16 protein-coding genes are annotated in these 14,070 nt (G+C 68.9%); 7 read left to right on the plus strand and 9 right to left on the minus strand.

Going from position 1 to position 14,070, the window contains the following annotated elements; translation table 11 throughout:
* The first annotated feature begins 51 nt into the window (after window positions 1–51).
* The gene (locus FFS23_RS05210; protein ID WP_171009365.1) at window positions 52–993 is read left to right on the plus strand and encodes a diguanylate cyclase domain-containing protein; all 942 of its coding nucleotides are present in this window, start codon (window positions 52–54) and stop codon (window positions 991–993) included.
* Between the two features lie 66 nt (window positions 994–1,059).
* Window positions 1,060–1,842, plus strand: a complete 783-nt coding sequence (locus tag FFS23_RS05215) for a hypothetical protein (RefSeq protein ID WP_137897738.1) — start codon at window positions 1,060–1,062, stop codon at window positions 1,840–1,842.
* 16 nt (window positions 1,843–1,858) lie between these two features.
* Here the strand turns inward: FFS23_RS05215 and FFS23_RS05220 are convergent, their stop codons facing one another.
* Entirely contained in the window at window positions 1,859–2,332 is a 474-nt protein-coding gene (locus FFS23_RS05220) for a hypothetical protein (RefSeq protein WP_212742912.1), read from the minus strand.
* Window positions 2,333–2,356: 24 nt separating this feature from the next.
* Here FFS23_RS05220 and FFS23_RS05225 point away from each other — a divergent pair, with 24 nt between their 5' ends.
* Entirely contained in the window at window positions 2,357–2,725 is a 369-nt protein-coding gene (locus FFS23_RS05225; RefSeq protein ID WP_137897739.1) for a hypothetical protein, read from the plus strand.
* 60 nt (window positions 2,726–2,785) lie between these two features.
* On the opposite strand, the gene map is transcribed toward FFS23_RS05225, so the two are convergent.
* Together map and FFS23_RS05235 are read right to left on the minus strand one after the other, a co-directional pair.
* Window positions 2,786–3,553: a type I methionyl aminopeptidase gene (map, locus tag FFS23_RS05230; protein WP_137897740.1), complete on the minus strand. Its 768-nt coding sequence runs from the start codon at window positions 3,551–3,553 to the stop codon at window positions 2,786–2,788.
* Window positions 3,553–3,744: a ParD-like family protein gene (locus tag FFS23_RS05235; RefSeq protein ID WP_041394142.1), complete on the minus strand. Its 192-nt coding sequence runs from the start codon at window positions 3,742–3,744 to the stop codon at window positions 3,553–3,555. The genes map and FFS23_RS05235 overlap by 1 nt, the downstream gene beginning before the upstream one ends.
* Window positions 3,745–4,079: 335 nt before the next feature.
* On the opposite strand from FFS23_RS05235, the gene FFS23_RS20015 reads away from it, so the two are divergent.
* A complete protein-coding gene (locus FFS23_RS20015) occupies window positions 4,080–4,235 on the plus strand; it encodes a hypothetical protein (RefSeq protein ID WP_171009366.1) in 156 nt (51 codons plus the stop codon).
* Between the two features lie 55 nt (window positions 4,236–4,290).
* Here FFS23_RS20015 and FFS23_RS05240 read toward each other — a convergent pair whose 3' ends face one another.
* Window positions 4,291–5,298, minus strand: a complete 1,008-nt coding sequence (locus FFS23_RS05240; RefSeq protein ID WP_249340531.1) for an aldo/keto reductase — start codon at window positions 5,296–5,298, stop codon at window positions 4,291–4,293.
* Window positions 5,299–5,472: 174 nt separating this feature from the next.
* Here FFS23_RS05240 and FFS23_RS05245 point away from each other — a divergent pair, with 174 nt between their 5' ends.
* Together FFS23_RS05245 and FFS23_RS05250 are read left to right on the plus strand one after the other, a co-directional pair.
* Window positions 5,473–7,503 (plus strand): alpha/beta fold hydrolase, encoded by a 2,031-nt coding sequence (locus tag FFS23_RS05245; RefSeq protein WP_137897741.1) that lies wholly within the window; start codon window positions 5,473–5,475, stop codon window positions 7,501–7,503.
* Between the two features lie 13 nt (window positions 7,504–7,516).
* The gene (locus FFS23_RS05250) at window positions 7,517–8,602 is read left to right on the plus strand and encodes a catalase family protein (RefSeq protein WP_137897742.1); all 1,086 of its coding nucleotides are present in this window, start codon (window positions 7,517–7,519) and stop codon (window positions 8,600–8,602) included.
* Window positions 8,603–8,887: 285 nt separating this feature from the next.
* Here the strand turns inward: FFS23_RS05250 and FFS23_RS05255 are convergent, their stop codons facing one another.
* Window positions 8,888–9,607, minus strand: coding sequence for a Crp/Fnr family transcriptional regulator (locus FFS23_RS05255; protein ID WP_041394135.1), 720 nt, complete (start codon window positions 9,605–9,607; stop codon window positions 8,888–8,890).
* 196 nt (window positions 9,608–9,803) lie between these two features.
* On the opposite strand from FFS23_RS05255, the gene FFS23_RS05260 reads away from it, so the two are divergent.
* A complete protein-coding gene (locus FFS23_RS05260; protein WP_137897743.1) occupies window positions 9,804–10,094 on the plus strand; it encodes a hypothetical protein in 291 nt (96 codons plus the stop codon).
* 1 nt (window position 10,095) lies between these two features.
* On the opposite strand, the gene FFS23_RS05265 is transcribed toward FFS23_RS05260, so the two are convergent.
* The 4 genes from FFS23_RS05265 to FFS23_RS05280 all read right to left on the minus strand — a co-directional run bounded on the left by FFS23_RS05265 (window position 10,096) and on the right by FFS23_RS05280 (window position 14,035).
* Window positions 10,096–11,079, minus strand: coding sequence for a GGDEF domain-containing protein (locus tag FFS23_RS05265; RefSeq protein WP_137897744.1), 984 nt, complete (start codon window positions 11,077–11,079; stop codon window positions 10,096–10,098).
* Window positions 11,072–11,305, minus strand: coding sequence for a hypothetical protein (locus FFS23_RS05270; protein WP_137897745.1), 234 nt, complete (start codon window positions 11,303–11,305; stop codon window positions 11,072–11,074). The genes FFS23_RS05265 and FFS23_RS05270 overlap by 8 nt, the downstream gene beginning before the upstream one ends.
* 223 nt (window positions 11,306–11,528) lie before the next feature.
* Window positions 11,529–12,854: a chloride channel protein gene (locus tag FFS23_RS05275; RefSeq protein ID WP_137897746.1), complete on the minus strand. Its 1,326-nt coding sequence runs from the start codon at window positions 12,852–12,854 to the stop codon at window positions 11,529–11,531.
* A 62-nt stretch (window positions 12,855–12,916) separates the two neighbouring features.
* Complete coding sequence (locus tag FFS23_RS05280) at window positions 12,917–14,035, minus strand: serine hydrolase domain-containing protein (RefSeq protein WP_137897747.1); 1,119 nt, start codon at window positions 14,033–14,035, stop codon at window positions 12,917–12,919.
* Window positions 14,036–14,070: the final 35 nt, after the last annotated feature.

Raw genomic sequence — 14,070 nt, forward strand, 5'->3', positions numbered from 1 at the left:
CAGGGCAACTGTCCTATCTCCAAAACGGTCCTATCGAAAGCACCCGTCACGATGCCGTCGTTCGACCTTGCCCGCGAGGCCCTGGCATTTCTCGAACGGCATCGGCTGGACCCGAGTCCGGCCTATCAGGATCTCGCCAGCCGCTACGTCGCCAATCCGCATTCGCCGCTGGCGCGCGACATCGACGAGCATACCGACGGCGGGCTGCGGCTGACCGCGGATGCCGCGACGATGCTGATCGACCGCTACTGTCGCGACGGGCCGCCGGAAGTCACGTGGCGCGAGCGCAACGTCGCGATGCAGGCGGACGAACTGGGATCGCTCGCCGCGGACGCCCACGACCTCACCCGCACGCTCGGCGCGGATATCGGTGCGGCGGGTGGCCGCGTGCCGGTCGATCAGGATGCGATCGTCGCGCGGCTGGCGCAGGCCGAGCGCGAACTCGCCGATCTGCGTGGCGAGCTCGCCCGGCTGCGCGACGCGATCACCGGTGGCGCGCCGCGCGTCGCCGGGCACGAGCGCGACGGGCTCACCGCGGCGCTCGACCAGGCCGGCGGGGAGCGGCTGTTCCGCGAAGTCGCGCTGTCGGGACGGTCGTATGTGATGATCCTGTTCGGGATCGACGGGCTGGTCGGGATCAACGCACGTTATGGCCGGTCGGTCGGCAACAACGTGCTCAGCGCTTTCGCGGCGACGCTGCGCGAGAGCTTCCCGGACGAGGAATTGATCCGGTGGAGCGGCAACGAATTCATCGTCGTGCTGCGCGACGTCGCGCTGACGATGGCGCGGGCGCTGGCGGAGGAGGCGCTCGACGCGTTCCACGCGCGACGGCTGAAGCTGCGCGGCAGCGGCGACGTGATCGGGCCGCTCACCGCCTCGGCCGGCATCGTCGTCGGCAAGGGCGACGAGACGACCGCCTCGATCGAACAGGCGCGCGCCAATCTCGCCGCGGGCGCGGCCGCGGGCGGGCGCGACGTCTACGGGACGGTCTGAGGGGGCGCGTTTCCGCGGGCACGGCGATCCCGCTATAATGGACGGGTGACGATGGGGTGACGGTCCATGAAGCTAGCCAGGTCCACGCTGACGGCGATCGCTCCGATCCCGCATGACCGTGTCGCACCGCTATCCGCGACCGAGGCCCCGGGAATCGGATCGGCCGACGGCACGGCGCAGGCCGCGAGCGAGGCGCTGGCGACGCTGGACGCGGTACGGCGCAGCGGCAGCGATGGCGGCAAGGCGCGTGCGGCCGCCAGGATCGGCGAACTGAAGACGCGGCTGCACCTGCTCAAACTGCTCCATGCCGCCGATGCCGAGAAGCTCGCCCAGGCCGCGGCGCAGATCGCGCGCGAACTGGCCGAAGCGGTGCAGGAATATGTCGGGGCCGGCGGCACCGCCTTCGCGGTGCAGGGGACCGAGGTCACGATCGTCGGCGGGGCCAATCTGACGCCGACTCCCGCGCCGGCCGAGGACGTGCCGCAGGACCCCGCCGGCGCGACCGGCAACGCCGCCCGCAGCGAAGCGCAGGTGACCCCCGCCGCGGGCACCGCGACCCGGACGCGCAGCGAGGCCGGCCGGCGCGGCGCTGCGGCGCATCCGGACGATGGCGCCGACGACGCCGCCTTCGCCAATGACGCGCGTGCGCTCGCCAACGAGGTGCGCGCGATCCTGCGCCGCGCCGAGCGGCAGCATGGCGCGGACGATCACGATGCCGCGCGGGGCAGTCTCAACGACATCGATCGCGCGATGGCGGTGATGTCGCAGATGCCCGCCGCTTACGACGCCGCGGTCGCCCGGCTCGCGTCGGTCGCCTCGGGCGCGGCGACGATCTTCGCCCGCGGCTGAGCGCGGCCGCGGTGGATCACCGCCGGCAGAGGCGGGTGGCGACGGCGTCCAGCGCGCGATCGTAGGAGGCTCGTTCGCCTGCGCTGAGGAAGCCCTGTTGCTGCGTGAAGCCATCACTGCCGTGACGCACGCGCTCCACGCGTTGCCACAGCATATCGGCCTGCGGCTGGGTCAGCCGGCGTGCCTTGCGGGCGTTGCCGATGTCGGCCTGCAGGATGTTGGCGCGCAGCGCGACATGCGCCTGCCCCCGGTCCCCGATCGATCCACCGGGCGCGCCGACGAGCGCATGCTGCGCGCGCAGGTCGCAACTCGGATAGTCGCGCGCCGGCATCTGCACGCCCGCGCCGGTCGCGGCCAAGGCCAAAGCGGTGATCAGCACGGTCATCATTCGCTCCATCAAATCCTGATCCCGCGGCGATAGACCGCACCACCTGAATGGCGGCTGCGCGATGCAGTCATCACGCTCGACAAACCGGTCGAGTCCGATCACTCTTTCGATTGGAATGGGGGGCTTATGATTTCGATCCGGCGATCATTGGTGGCTGCGACCATATTTGGCGCGGTCGCTTTGACGGCAGCGGCATTGCCGCGGCCGGATCTCAGGCTGTCGTTTGCCTATCATCCCGGTACGAAGCTCGCCACGGCGACCGATTACGATGGCAATCGCCATCTTCTGCAAGTCCGCTGCGTGACAAGCAGCACCGGCAATTGCCACTTCGCGCTGGAAAGCGCGGGCCGGCGCAAGATCGTGATCCTCGAGCCAGGGCGTACAGCGACGCTGGCGAACATAGCGGAAGCCGGGCGAATCTGCTCGAGCGCCGTCGAACTCACGTCGACGTCGTGTACCTGGCATCCGATCCTCGACCTGAAGGACCAGGTCTGAGCTGACGGGTCGGGGCGGATCGAGCGCAGGTACGCCGACCGGGCAGCCCGGCGCCGTCCCCTACCCCGCCTGCGTCTCGTCGCGGCGCAGGGTCAGGACCTCGACGCCGTCGTGGGTGACCGCGACGGTGTGCTCGAATTGCGCGGAGAGCTTGCCGTCGTCGGTCACCACCGTCCAGCCGTCGTCGCGGGTCGAGACCCTGCGGCTGCCCTGGTTGACCATCGGCTCGATCGTGAAGGTCATGCCCTCGCGCAGCCGTACGCCCGCGCCGCGCCGGCCGAAATTGAGCACCTGCGGCTCCTCGTGCATGTCGCGGCCGATGCCGTGGCCGCAGAATTCGCGCACCACCGAATAGCCGTTCTGGCGGGCATGGCGCTCGATCGCGAAGCCGATGTCGCCGACATGCGCGCCGGGGCGGACCTGGCGGATCCCCGCCCACATCGCCTCCTGCGCGACGCGGACCAGCCGCTTCGCCGCGGCGGGGGTGTCGCCGACCAGATAGGTCTTGCTGGAATCGGCGATGAAGCCGTTCTTCTCCAGCGTGATGTCGAGGTTGATGATGTCGCCGTCGCGGACGATCTCGTCGGCGTCGGGGACGCCGTGGCAGACGACCTGGTTGATCGAGCAGTTGAGCACGAAGCGAAAGCCGTATTGGCCCTTGCTCGCCGGCCGCGCGGCGAGGTCGACGGTGATGAAGCGTTCGACCATGTCGTTGATCTGCAGGGTCGACATGCCGGCGAGATCCTGCGCGTCGAGCATCTCGAAGACCGAGGCGAGCAGCCGGCCGGCAATGCGCATCAGCGCCAGTTCGTCGGGAGTCTTGACCATCAGGCGGCTGCCGCCGCGCGGACCGACAGCTGCGTGGCGACGATATCGTTGAACGACAGCGTCGGATTGGCCTCGGCGAGCATGCCGATCTTCATCCAGAATTCGGCCTGCGCGTTGATCGAGCGGCACATCGTCGTGCTGGCGCGGCGCGCCTGTGCGTGCAGTGCGTCGTCGATCTTGACGATACCCATTTCTTCGTCCCTTTCGGCTATACGATTCGTATATGGACCGTATGTTGGCCGGTCAATGCCACGGCGTGCAGAAGGGACTGGGGCCTGATAAATCGTCATGACCCGATTGAGAGCATAAGAGGGATCGGACAATGATCTTGCCGCATCAGGGTGGCGAAAGGTCTTGCCTCTGCAAGTTGTTTGGCGTTTACATGCTTACGATGATGTTAATCATGACGAAGCTATCATCGGTTCATCACGCAATCACTTACAATCATTGGCTAAGTTCGTTGGTAGGCGGCGCTTATGTTGCGTAGGCGCCGCTCAGCCCTAGCCCGGGCCAATGGATACGAACGATGACCGACAGTTTCGAAGCTTTGTCCCTGATGGAACGTGCCCTGATGATCATGGATCGGATGGGGCTGGCTTTGCCGGCGGCTCACCTGAGCATGTCGATCGCCACGCTGGAGGAAAGCTTCGGGCTCGTCGACGAGGGCGTCGCGGTCCATTGAGGTGCGGCCGATCCCGGGCGAACACGACGGGGGCCGTGTTCGCCCGGGATCGGCATCATGCCGGCGGGACCGCCGCGTCCGGATGGAGCACGCCGGTCGCACGCAATTCGTCCCAGAAGCCGGCAGGGATCTTCGCCCGCAACGCGGCATGGTCGGCGAGGATATGCGCCGGGCTGGCGGTGCCGACGATCAGTGCCGCGGCGACGTCGGGCGCCAGGCTGAACTGCAGCGCCGCTGCGACGAGATCGACGCCGTGCCGCCCCGCGACCGCGCGCAACGTCGCGAGCTTGTCGCGTTTGTCGGCGGCAATCACCATATTGTCGGCGCCGTAATTGTAGCGCGGTTCGCCGCCCAGGAAGCCGGCGTTGAGCGCCGAACCGACGACGAAGCTCACCCCCGCCGCGCGCGCCGCGGGCAGCACCTGCTCGACCGCATTGGCGTGATCGACCAGCGAATATTGGCTGGCGAGCAGATGCACGTCGCTGTCGGCGACCTCGAGGCAGCGCAGGATCGGCTGCGGGCAGTTCACCCCCATCCCCCAGCCGTCGATCACGCCCTCCTCGCGCAGCCGGGTCAGCGCCGGGAAGGCGCCCCGCTCCGCGACGGTCCACAATGCCTCCCAATCGTCGGGCAGGAAATCGTTGTCGGGCGACAGGTCGTGGACGAAGACGATGTCGAGCCGGTCGAGCCCGAGCCGTTGCAGACTGTCGTCGATCGAGCGCAGCACGCCATCGGCGCTGTAATCGAAATGCGGCGTATTGGGCGAGTTGGTGAACGGGAAATAGCGTTTCGCCTGATGGTCGCGGCTGGCGCGCAGCAATTTGCCGACCTTGGACGAGAGGACGAATTCGTCGCGTGGCTTGCGCGCGAGGAAGCGGCCGAAGCGCCGCTCGGCGAGGCCGAGCCCGTACCAGGGCGACACGTCGAAATAGCGCACGCCGGCATCCCAGGCGGCGGCCAGCGTCGCCTCGGCCTGGTCGTCGGTGGCGAACTGGAATTCGTTGCCGATCGCGACCCCGCCGAGGCCGAAGTCGTGCGGGGGACGATACCGTTGCGGAGCCATGATGCGGCCTTTCCTGCCGGGGGCGAACCGGCCGTGCGCCGATGGCGGGTGTAGCGGCCAGAACGGCAGCCTTGGCCCGTCGTTCCCGGCCAATATGTTTTATTGATTCATATTAAAATCGGAACGCGCGAGTTGATCGACGGTTGTCGGCGGTAACGTAACAGAAAGAACGCCATGCCGACGGTCGCCCGTGATGATCTGATCATCGATTATCGCGAATTGGGCGAACGCGATGCGCCCGCGATCTTGCTGATACATGGCTGGCCCGACGATGCATCTACCTGGGACGCGGTCGCACCGGTGCTGGCCGAGGCGGGATTCCGCGTGATCGTGCCGACCCTGCGCGGCTTCGGCGCCACCCGCTTCGCCGATGCCGCGGCGCCGCGCACCGGCAACAGCGCGATGCTGGCGATCGACGCCATCGCGCTGATGGATGCGCTCGGTATCGCGCGCTTCACGGTCGCCGGCCACGACTGGGGATCGAACACCGCCGAGGCGCTCGCGGTCGGCTGGCCCGAGCGGATCGTGCGGCTGGCGATGCTGTCGACCCCGCCGCGGCTCGGCGGTATGCCGACCCCGCCGTTCGAACAGGCGCAGCGGCAATGGTATCACTGGTTCATGGCGACCGCGCGCGGCGCGCAGGCGGTGCGCGACGACCGCAAGGGCTTCGCGCACATCCATTGGGTCAATTGGTCGCCGCCCGGCTGGTTCGACGAGGCGACCTTCGCGCGCGTCGCGCGGTCGTTCGACAATCCCGATTGGGTCGACGTGACGCTGCACAGCTATCGCGCGCGCTGGGACGAGGCCGAGCCCGATCCGCGCAGCCAGTGGCTCGAGGACAAGGTCAAGGCGACGCGCACGCTGTCGCTGCCCGCGATGTACATCCAGGGCGACGCCGACGGGATCAATCCGCCGAGCGCGTCGCAGGACGTTCCCGCCAAATTCACCGGCCCGTTCGCAAAGGTCCATCTCGCCGGCGTCGGCCATTTTCCGCAGCGCGAGAACCCCGATGCGGTCGCGCGCCACCTGCTCAACCTGTTCGCCGGCGATCCCGCCGCGCTCACCGATAGTATCGACCGGAGTTTGCCCATGAAGAAAGTCGCCCCCTTTGCCGCCGGTATTGCCGCGATCGGCCTCGTCGCCGCGGCGGCCGTCGGCGTCGCCCAGGCGCAGGGGCGCGACAGCCGCCTGACCCAGGTCGCGCAATTCGACCATCAGGCGACCGGCGTCGCGGTGACCGCCGACGGCCGCCGCTTCGTCAACTTCCCGCGCTGGACCGACGATGCGCCAATCTCGGTCGCCGAGGTGATGAAGGACGGCTCGCTGCGCCCCTATCCCGACGCCAAGTGGAACAGCTGGCGCAACGCGCGCGCCAACGAACTGCCGGTCGGCGATTATTTCGTCTGCGTGCAATCGATCGTTCCCGACGGCCACGGCAACCTCTGGGTGCTCGACCCCGGCGCGCCGGGCAATGAGAAAATCCTCGAGGGCGCGCCCAAGCTCGTCCGCATCGACCTCGCCGGCAACCGCGTCACCAAGGTGATCGCGGTCCCCGGCGACGTCGCGCTGCAGGGCACCTATCTCAACGACATCCGCTTCTCGCCCGACGGCAAGACCGGCTACATCACCGATTCCGGCACGCGCGGCGCGATCATCGTCGTCGATCTGGAGAGCGGCAAGAGCTTCCGCGCGCTCGACGGCCACGCCTCGACGCAGATCGACAAGACGGTGAAGGTGGCGATCGACGGCAAGCCGCTGGTCCGTCCCGACGGCCGCCAGCCGGCGTTCGCGTCGGACGGCATCGCCATCTCCAAGGACGGCAAGACGCTGTATTACCAGGCGCTGACCGGCAAGACGCTCTACGCGATTGACACCGCCAAATTACGCCCCGAAGTCAGCGAGGCCGACCGCGCGGCCGCGGTGACCACCGTCGCGCAGACGCATGTCGCCGACGGCCTGTGGATGAGCCAGGCGGGCGTGCTCTACCTCACCTCGCCGACCGATTATGCGATCAAGCGGCTCAACGGGTCGACCGTCGAGACGGTGCTGACCGACCGCCGGCTGCGCTGGCCCGACACCTTCTCGGAAGGGCGCGACGGCACGATGTACGTCACCGCCAGCCATATCCAGGACACCAACTGGTTCACGCCGGGCGCGCCCGCGTCGATCAAGACCGAGCTGTTCTCCTTCCCGCCCGTCAAGTGATCCGGAGGCAATCATGACCTATCTGCGCTACGCCCCCGGGATCGAGACGCCCGAGCCCGACGAACAGAAGACGATCGACGGCATCATCGCCGGCATGACCAAGGAGAGCCAGACGGTCGAACAGCGCGAGGGCCATGCCGTCCGCGCCAGCCACGCCAAGAGCACCGCCTGCGTGATCGGCGAACTCACCGTCGCCGACGACCTGCCGCCCGAACTGGCGCAAGGCCTGTTCGCGCGCGGCGGCACGTTCCAGGTCGCGGTGCGCTTCGCGCAGGGGCCGGGCGAGCGGCTCGGCGACCGCGTCTCGACGCATCGCGGCATGGCGATCAAGGTGTTCGGCGTCGAGGGCGAGAAACTGCCCGGCCATGACGCGCCGACGCAGGATTTCGTGCTGGCGAGCGGCACCACCTTCCCCGCCGGCACCGCCGCGGGCTTCCTGTCGCAGGCCGGCAAGATCGGCGCGGCGACGCCGCTGCCCGAGGGCGTGAAGAGCGTCGCCTCGTCGCTCGCGCGCAACATCAACAAGGTGCTCAACGCGGTCACCGGCGGGCCGAGCCCGACGCTCGATTTCTACGGCCATCCGTTCAGCCACCCGCTCGACGATTATTATTTCAGCCAATGCCCGATCCGCTTCGGCGATTACGTCGCCAAGCTCGGCGCCTTCCCCGTCGCGCCCGAGCAGCGGGCGCTCGACGACTGGCAGCTCGACCCGCATGCCGACGAGGACGGCTTCCGCCACGCCGCGGTCGACTATTTCGACGTGCACGACGCGGTGTTCGAGCTGCGCGCGCAGCTGTGGGCGAATGCCGAGACACAGCCGATCGAGGACACGTCCGTGGAATGGCCGGTCGAGGACAGCGCCTATGTCACCGTCGCGACGATCCGGCTGCCGCGTCAGGCCGCTTATGGTCCCGAGCGCGTCCGGTATTTCGACGAGGTGATGACCTTCCGCCCGGCGCACAGCCTCGCGGTGCATCGCCCGCTCGGCGGGGTGATGCGCGCGCGGCTGCAGGTCTACAAGGCGCTCAGCGACTTCCGCCATCGCGAGAACGGCATCCCGGCCGCCGACACCGCGACGATCGAGGCGATACCAGCCTAGCCGCGTCACCCCGCGTGTTGATGATCGCCGAAGCCCCATCATTCGTCACCCCGGATCGGGTCGAGACCTCTGCGAAGGTCCCGATCATCGGGAAACCAGCGCAGTGCTCCTGCGAACGCAGGAGCCCAGAGCCAAGCAAAACAACGTCTTATGGCGTTCGGAGACTCCTGGGCTCCTGCTTTCGCAGGAGCACTGGTGGAGTTTTGCAGAAGTCTCGATCAAGTTCGGGGTAACGGAACGGGGCTGGCGAGGTCGCGGCGTCATCGCCTCGACCGGTTTCCCGGATCAGGCGGTTCTGCTGCGGCGATGGAGATAGCCATCGTCGAAGCCGGCGATGCGGACCAGCTTGGCGGGATCGCTGACCTCCAGGCTGCCGCGGTTGAGCGTCATCGCGCCGGCGACGCGCAGCTCCTTGAGCACGCGGTTGATATGCACGCTGGTCATGCCGAGCGCATCGGCGAGCAGCACCTGCGACAGCGGCAGCGCCAGCGACTGTTCGCCGGTGATCGCGATGTCGCGCGCGCGCAGGTACAATTCGCACATCAGATGCGCGACGCGCTCGATGCTGGTGCGGCGGCCCATGCTGGTGATCCAGGCGCGCATCGTGCCTTCGTCGACGAGCTGCGCGATATACATCGCGCGTGCCACCGCCGGCCGCTGCGCCATCAGCCGGTCCATGTCGACGCGGTCGATCGTCACCACCTGCGCCGGCGTGATCGTCTGGATGCTGTGATCCATTTCGGCGAGCAGGCCGATGTGGAGATCGCAGGCGTCGCCCGGCATCAGGAACGCCAGCACCTGCCGCGTGCCGCTCGGCAGCACCTTGTAGCGGCACGCCCAGCCTTCCATGATCACGAACACCGGACCGGGCCGATCGCCCTCGCGGATCAGGTCGTGCCGCGTCTTGACGAGTCGCGGGCGGGCGGTGAGCGCGAGCAGGCCGGCGACGTCCTCTTCGTCGAGCGGCGAGTAACCGCGTAATTTTTCGACGAAGAGATTGGTCATGCTGCTTCATCACACAGGAGCCCAGCATGTAATATTGCTCAAAGTTATATACAAAAATTATATACAAATATTGATACAGGCATGAGGCAGCCGGCGCGATTCCTGCTAGCTATGTCCTTGTCGGCCATATCCCAGGCTCCGCCGGCTGCGAGACGCATGAGACGCTCGCGCCTGACCGGAACGGATGACGCGCATCATGATCGACGACACTCGCGACCCCGCCCCCGATCTCGACCTCGACAGGGCTGCACCGCCGGCTGCCGACGCGCATGGCGAAGCGGCGCTGCTGCTGGTCGAAAGCCTGATCCACGGCCTCGTCGCCCGGTCCGTGCTCAGCGTCGACGAGGCGATCGCGCTCGTCACGGTGGCGATGGACGCGCGGGCGGAGATCGTCGCCGAGCGCGGTGAGCGCGAGGAGGCGCAGGACCCTGCGCTTGCGCTTCTGTCGGGGATCAGTGCCAGCCTCGCGTTCGACGCGGGCGGGTAAGCTACGCCGGCGCGAGGCGCACGCAATTGCGCCCGCCCGCCTTGGCGGCATAGAGCATCGTATCGGCGCGCTGCAGCCAGACCGGGAAGGATGCGATGTCGGGGCCGAGCGCGGCGACGCCGAAGCTCGCGCTGACCGGCAGCATGCGGCCGTCGGTGAGCGCGATCGGGTGATCGGCGATCGCACCGCGCAGCCGCTCGGCGACGACCATCGCCTCGTCGCCGTTGGTCTCCGGGAGCAGCAGCGCGAATTCCTCGCCGCCCAGCCGGCCGAGCACGTCGCTCGGGCGCAGCGTCACGCCGACGACTTCGGCGACGCGTTGCAGCACCTGGTCGCCGATCGGATGGCCATAAGTGTCGTTGACCGCCTTGAAATGGTCGAGGTCGAGCATCACCAACGTGCTCGACCGCCCGTAGCGGCACGATCGCGCGATCTCGCGCTCCGCCTGTTCGACGAAGCCGCGGCGGGTCAGCGCGCCGGTGAGGTGATCGACCTGCGCGATCATGCGCAGCTCGAGTTCGTCGGAGACGATATTGGCGAAATTGCCGAGGATCGCGATCTCGGCCGCGGTGAACTGGCGGACGACGGTGTCCATCGCGCACAGCGCGCCGACGTTATAGCCCTCGGGGGTGCGCAGCGGGATGCCGGCATAGCTGCGGACATGGGGCGGCCCGACGACCAAAGGGCTGGCGGCGAAGCGCGGATCGGCCTGCGCATCGGCGATGATCAGCGGCTCGCGCTGCTGGATCGTGTGGGTGCAGAAGGAGATCGCGCGCGGCGTCTGCCGGCAGTTGATGCCGCGCTCCGCCTTGAACCATTGCCGGTCGCGATCGACCAGCGTCACCGTCGCGATCGGCACCGCCAGCACGGTGCGGATCAGCGTCACGATCTTCTCGAACGGCGACTCCGCCGCGCTGTCGAGCACGTCGAGCCGGCGCAGTGCGGCGACGCGCGCATCCTCGTCGTGCAGCCGGGCGTCATCCATGCAACTGCCCCCTCAGCATCTCGCGCAACGCGGCGGTGAGTTCGTCGGCATAGCTGTCCACCAACGTGCGGACGCTGGTGGCGACCATAGCCTCGTCGACGCCCGCCGCGCGCAGACTGGCGATCAGCGCGGAGAGATGCTCCTGATGGCGGGCGACGCTCGCCGCCAGCTCGGGCGGGATCGCCAGCGGCGTCGCGCCGGGCGGCATCGGCCGAAGCTCCTCCATATCGCTCTCCCTCCTGTGCGGCGTGTCCTTGCCTCCACGCTAGACCGCAAAGGTTAACGTGCGGAAAAAGCACATTATTGCAGGGCCGCGGCAAAAGGCCGGCTGCCCCCCGGACGAGGGGCAGCCGGAGGAGTCCATCAAAGGATCGCCAGGCACAGGGTAAAGAGGCACTGGCAGGACGATACTAGCAGGCACGCCACAAGTGTGCCACCAATATAATACACTAAGGCGCCTGATGCGGTGAAAAGGTCGCCGACAGGCCGTGGTAGAGTTTCTCGCGGCACACCGCCTGGCTCGCCCAGTCGGCGAGGAAGGCCGCGGCGAACATCGGCAGCATCAGCCCGCGGCTCGCGGTCGTCTCCGACAGGATGATCACCGCGGTCAGCGGCGCGCGCACCACGCCGGTGAAATAGGCGACCATGCCCAGGATCACCACCGCGCCGGTGGGATCGGCGGGGAACAGCGCGTGGAGCAGGTTGCCGACGCCCGCGCCGACCGCGAGGCTCGGCGCGAAGATGCCGCCGGGCAGCCCCGCCACCGCCGTCGCCAGCGTCGCGACGAACTTGGCCGGGCCGAACCACAAGGGCGCATCGACCCCGCCGATCATCCCGCGTGCGGCACCATAACCAGTGCCCCAGGTCATGCCGGTGGCGACGCCCAGTCCGGCGACGACCAGCCCGCACAGGCCAGCGAACAGCAAGGGGTGCGCCTTGCTCCACCGCGTCAGCCGGCTGCCGCCGCGCGCCAGCGCCAGCATCGCGCGCGCGAACAATCCGCCCGCCAGTCCGCCGGCGAGGCCCGCCACCGGCACCACGACCAATGCCGCGGTCAGCGACATATGCGCGCCGATCTCGCCGAAATAGACGTAATTGCCGGTCAGGCTCTGCGCGACCATGCCGGCGATGACGATCGACGACAGCACCATCAGCGTCATCCGCTGCTCATAGGCTGCGGCCAGTTCCTCGATCGCGAACAGCACGCCGGCGAGCGGCGTGTTGAATGCCGCGGCGACACCCGCCGCGCCGCCCGCGATCACCACCGTGCCCTTCATCGTCACGCGCATCAGCCTGTGGCTGACCCCCATCACCGCCGCGGCGATCTGCACCGTCGGCCCCTCGCGCCCGACGCTGCCGCCGCACAGGATCGCGCCCATCGTCAGCAGCGCCTTGCCCGCCACCGTCTTCACCGCGATCAGATTGCCGGTCGCCGCGGCGGGGTCGGCGCGCGCCGCCATCACCTGCGGGATGCCCGATCCGCGCGCCAGCGGCACGTAGCGGCGGGTGAGCCAGACCAGCGCCACGAACCCCAGCGGCGTGGTCAGCAGCGGCAGCCACGGCAGCCGCCGCACGTATCGGTCGAACAACAAAGCGGTCGCGTCGGCGGCTTCGGCGAACAGCACCGCGACGATGCCGATCGCGACCGCGCCGGTGATCACCGCGATCCGCTGGCGGAAGCGCACCGAGGTCGGCCCGCGCGAGCGCAGCAGCGCGCGGAACCGCGCCGGCGTCCAGCGGCGGCCGCGGCGGGGGAGCGTCGGTGTATCGGGCATGCCGCCCTCTTAATCTCCCGGCGCGGCGATCGTCACCCGTCTTGTCCCCGCATCGCCGCGGGTTACGGCTGCAACCAGGTTAGCGCATCGAACTCGCGCGCGAACCCGACCCGTGCCGCGCGCGCATAGACGCGCTGGCCGCCGGCGCCGTTGGTCAGCACCACCAGCCCCGTGCCGCGGTCGAGATCGAGGACGAACAGATTGGCGACGCCGTCGTTGCTGCCCCAATGCCAGGCGAAGCGCCGTCCGCCCGACCGTTCGAGCCCCCAGCCCAGCCCCCAGGACAGGTCGCCCGCCACCGTCACCGCCGGCGCGTCCATCGCCGGATAGCGCCGCGCGAAGCGCAGGAAGCGCGCATAATCGCCCGCCGTCGTCCACAATCCCGCCGCCATGTTCGGCGTCATGAAGAGCGGCAGCGGCGGCTTGCCGAGCGCGGCGGCCGCGGCGATCTGGTCGCTGCGCGTCCACGTCTCGACCGGGCGGCGCGGTCCGGCGGCCCGTTGCGCCTCGAAATGCGCCGGCCCGGCCTCGGGCAGCAATTCCCCGTCGGCGTCGTGTGCCCAGGCGACCGCCGGTGTCTGCTCCGCGGTCCAGCCGTAGCGGCTGCGCGTCATCCCGGCCGGGACGAGCACGCGATCACGCACCACCTCGGCCGCGGTGCGCCCGGTCACCGCCTCGACCAGCCGGCCGAGCAGGACGAACCCCTCCCCCGAATAGCGGAACGCCGACCCCGGCGCGAAGCGGCTGACGAGGTCGCTGCCCGCATCGGTGCGCCAGTTCGGCAGGCCGCCGGCATGCGACAGCAAATGGCGCGGGGTGATGGCGCGGGTCGCGGCATCGCGGGTGAAGTCGACATGGCGCGCGACGGGCGCGTCGAGGTCGATCCTGCCGTCGCCGACGAGCGCGTGGACCGCGGCGGCCAGCACCGGCTTCGACAGCGATGCCGCCTCGAACAGCGTCTCGGGAGTGGCGGGGACGCCCGCGCGGGCGTCGCCCTCGGCCTGCGCGGTCACCGTCGCGCCGTCGAGCCATGCCCAGCTCGCCCCCGGCACCGCGGCGAGCGCCAGCCACGGCTGCAACCGGAACGCCGGGGACGCGCGCCTGGCCGCCCCGGCGCCGCTGGTGATGGCTCCGGCGGTTGCGCCGATCAGGAGCGTACGGCGTGTCGTCGTCATCGTCATGCGCCGACCATAACGTATCGGCGAACGTGTGTTGC

Source organism: Sphingomonas sp. 2SG (assembly GCF_005503285.1).
In the GTDB taxonomy this organism is placed as follows: domain Bacteria; phylum Pseudomonadota; class Alphaproteobacteria; order Sphingomonadales; family Sphingomonadaceae; genus Sphingomonas; species Sphingomonas taxi.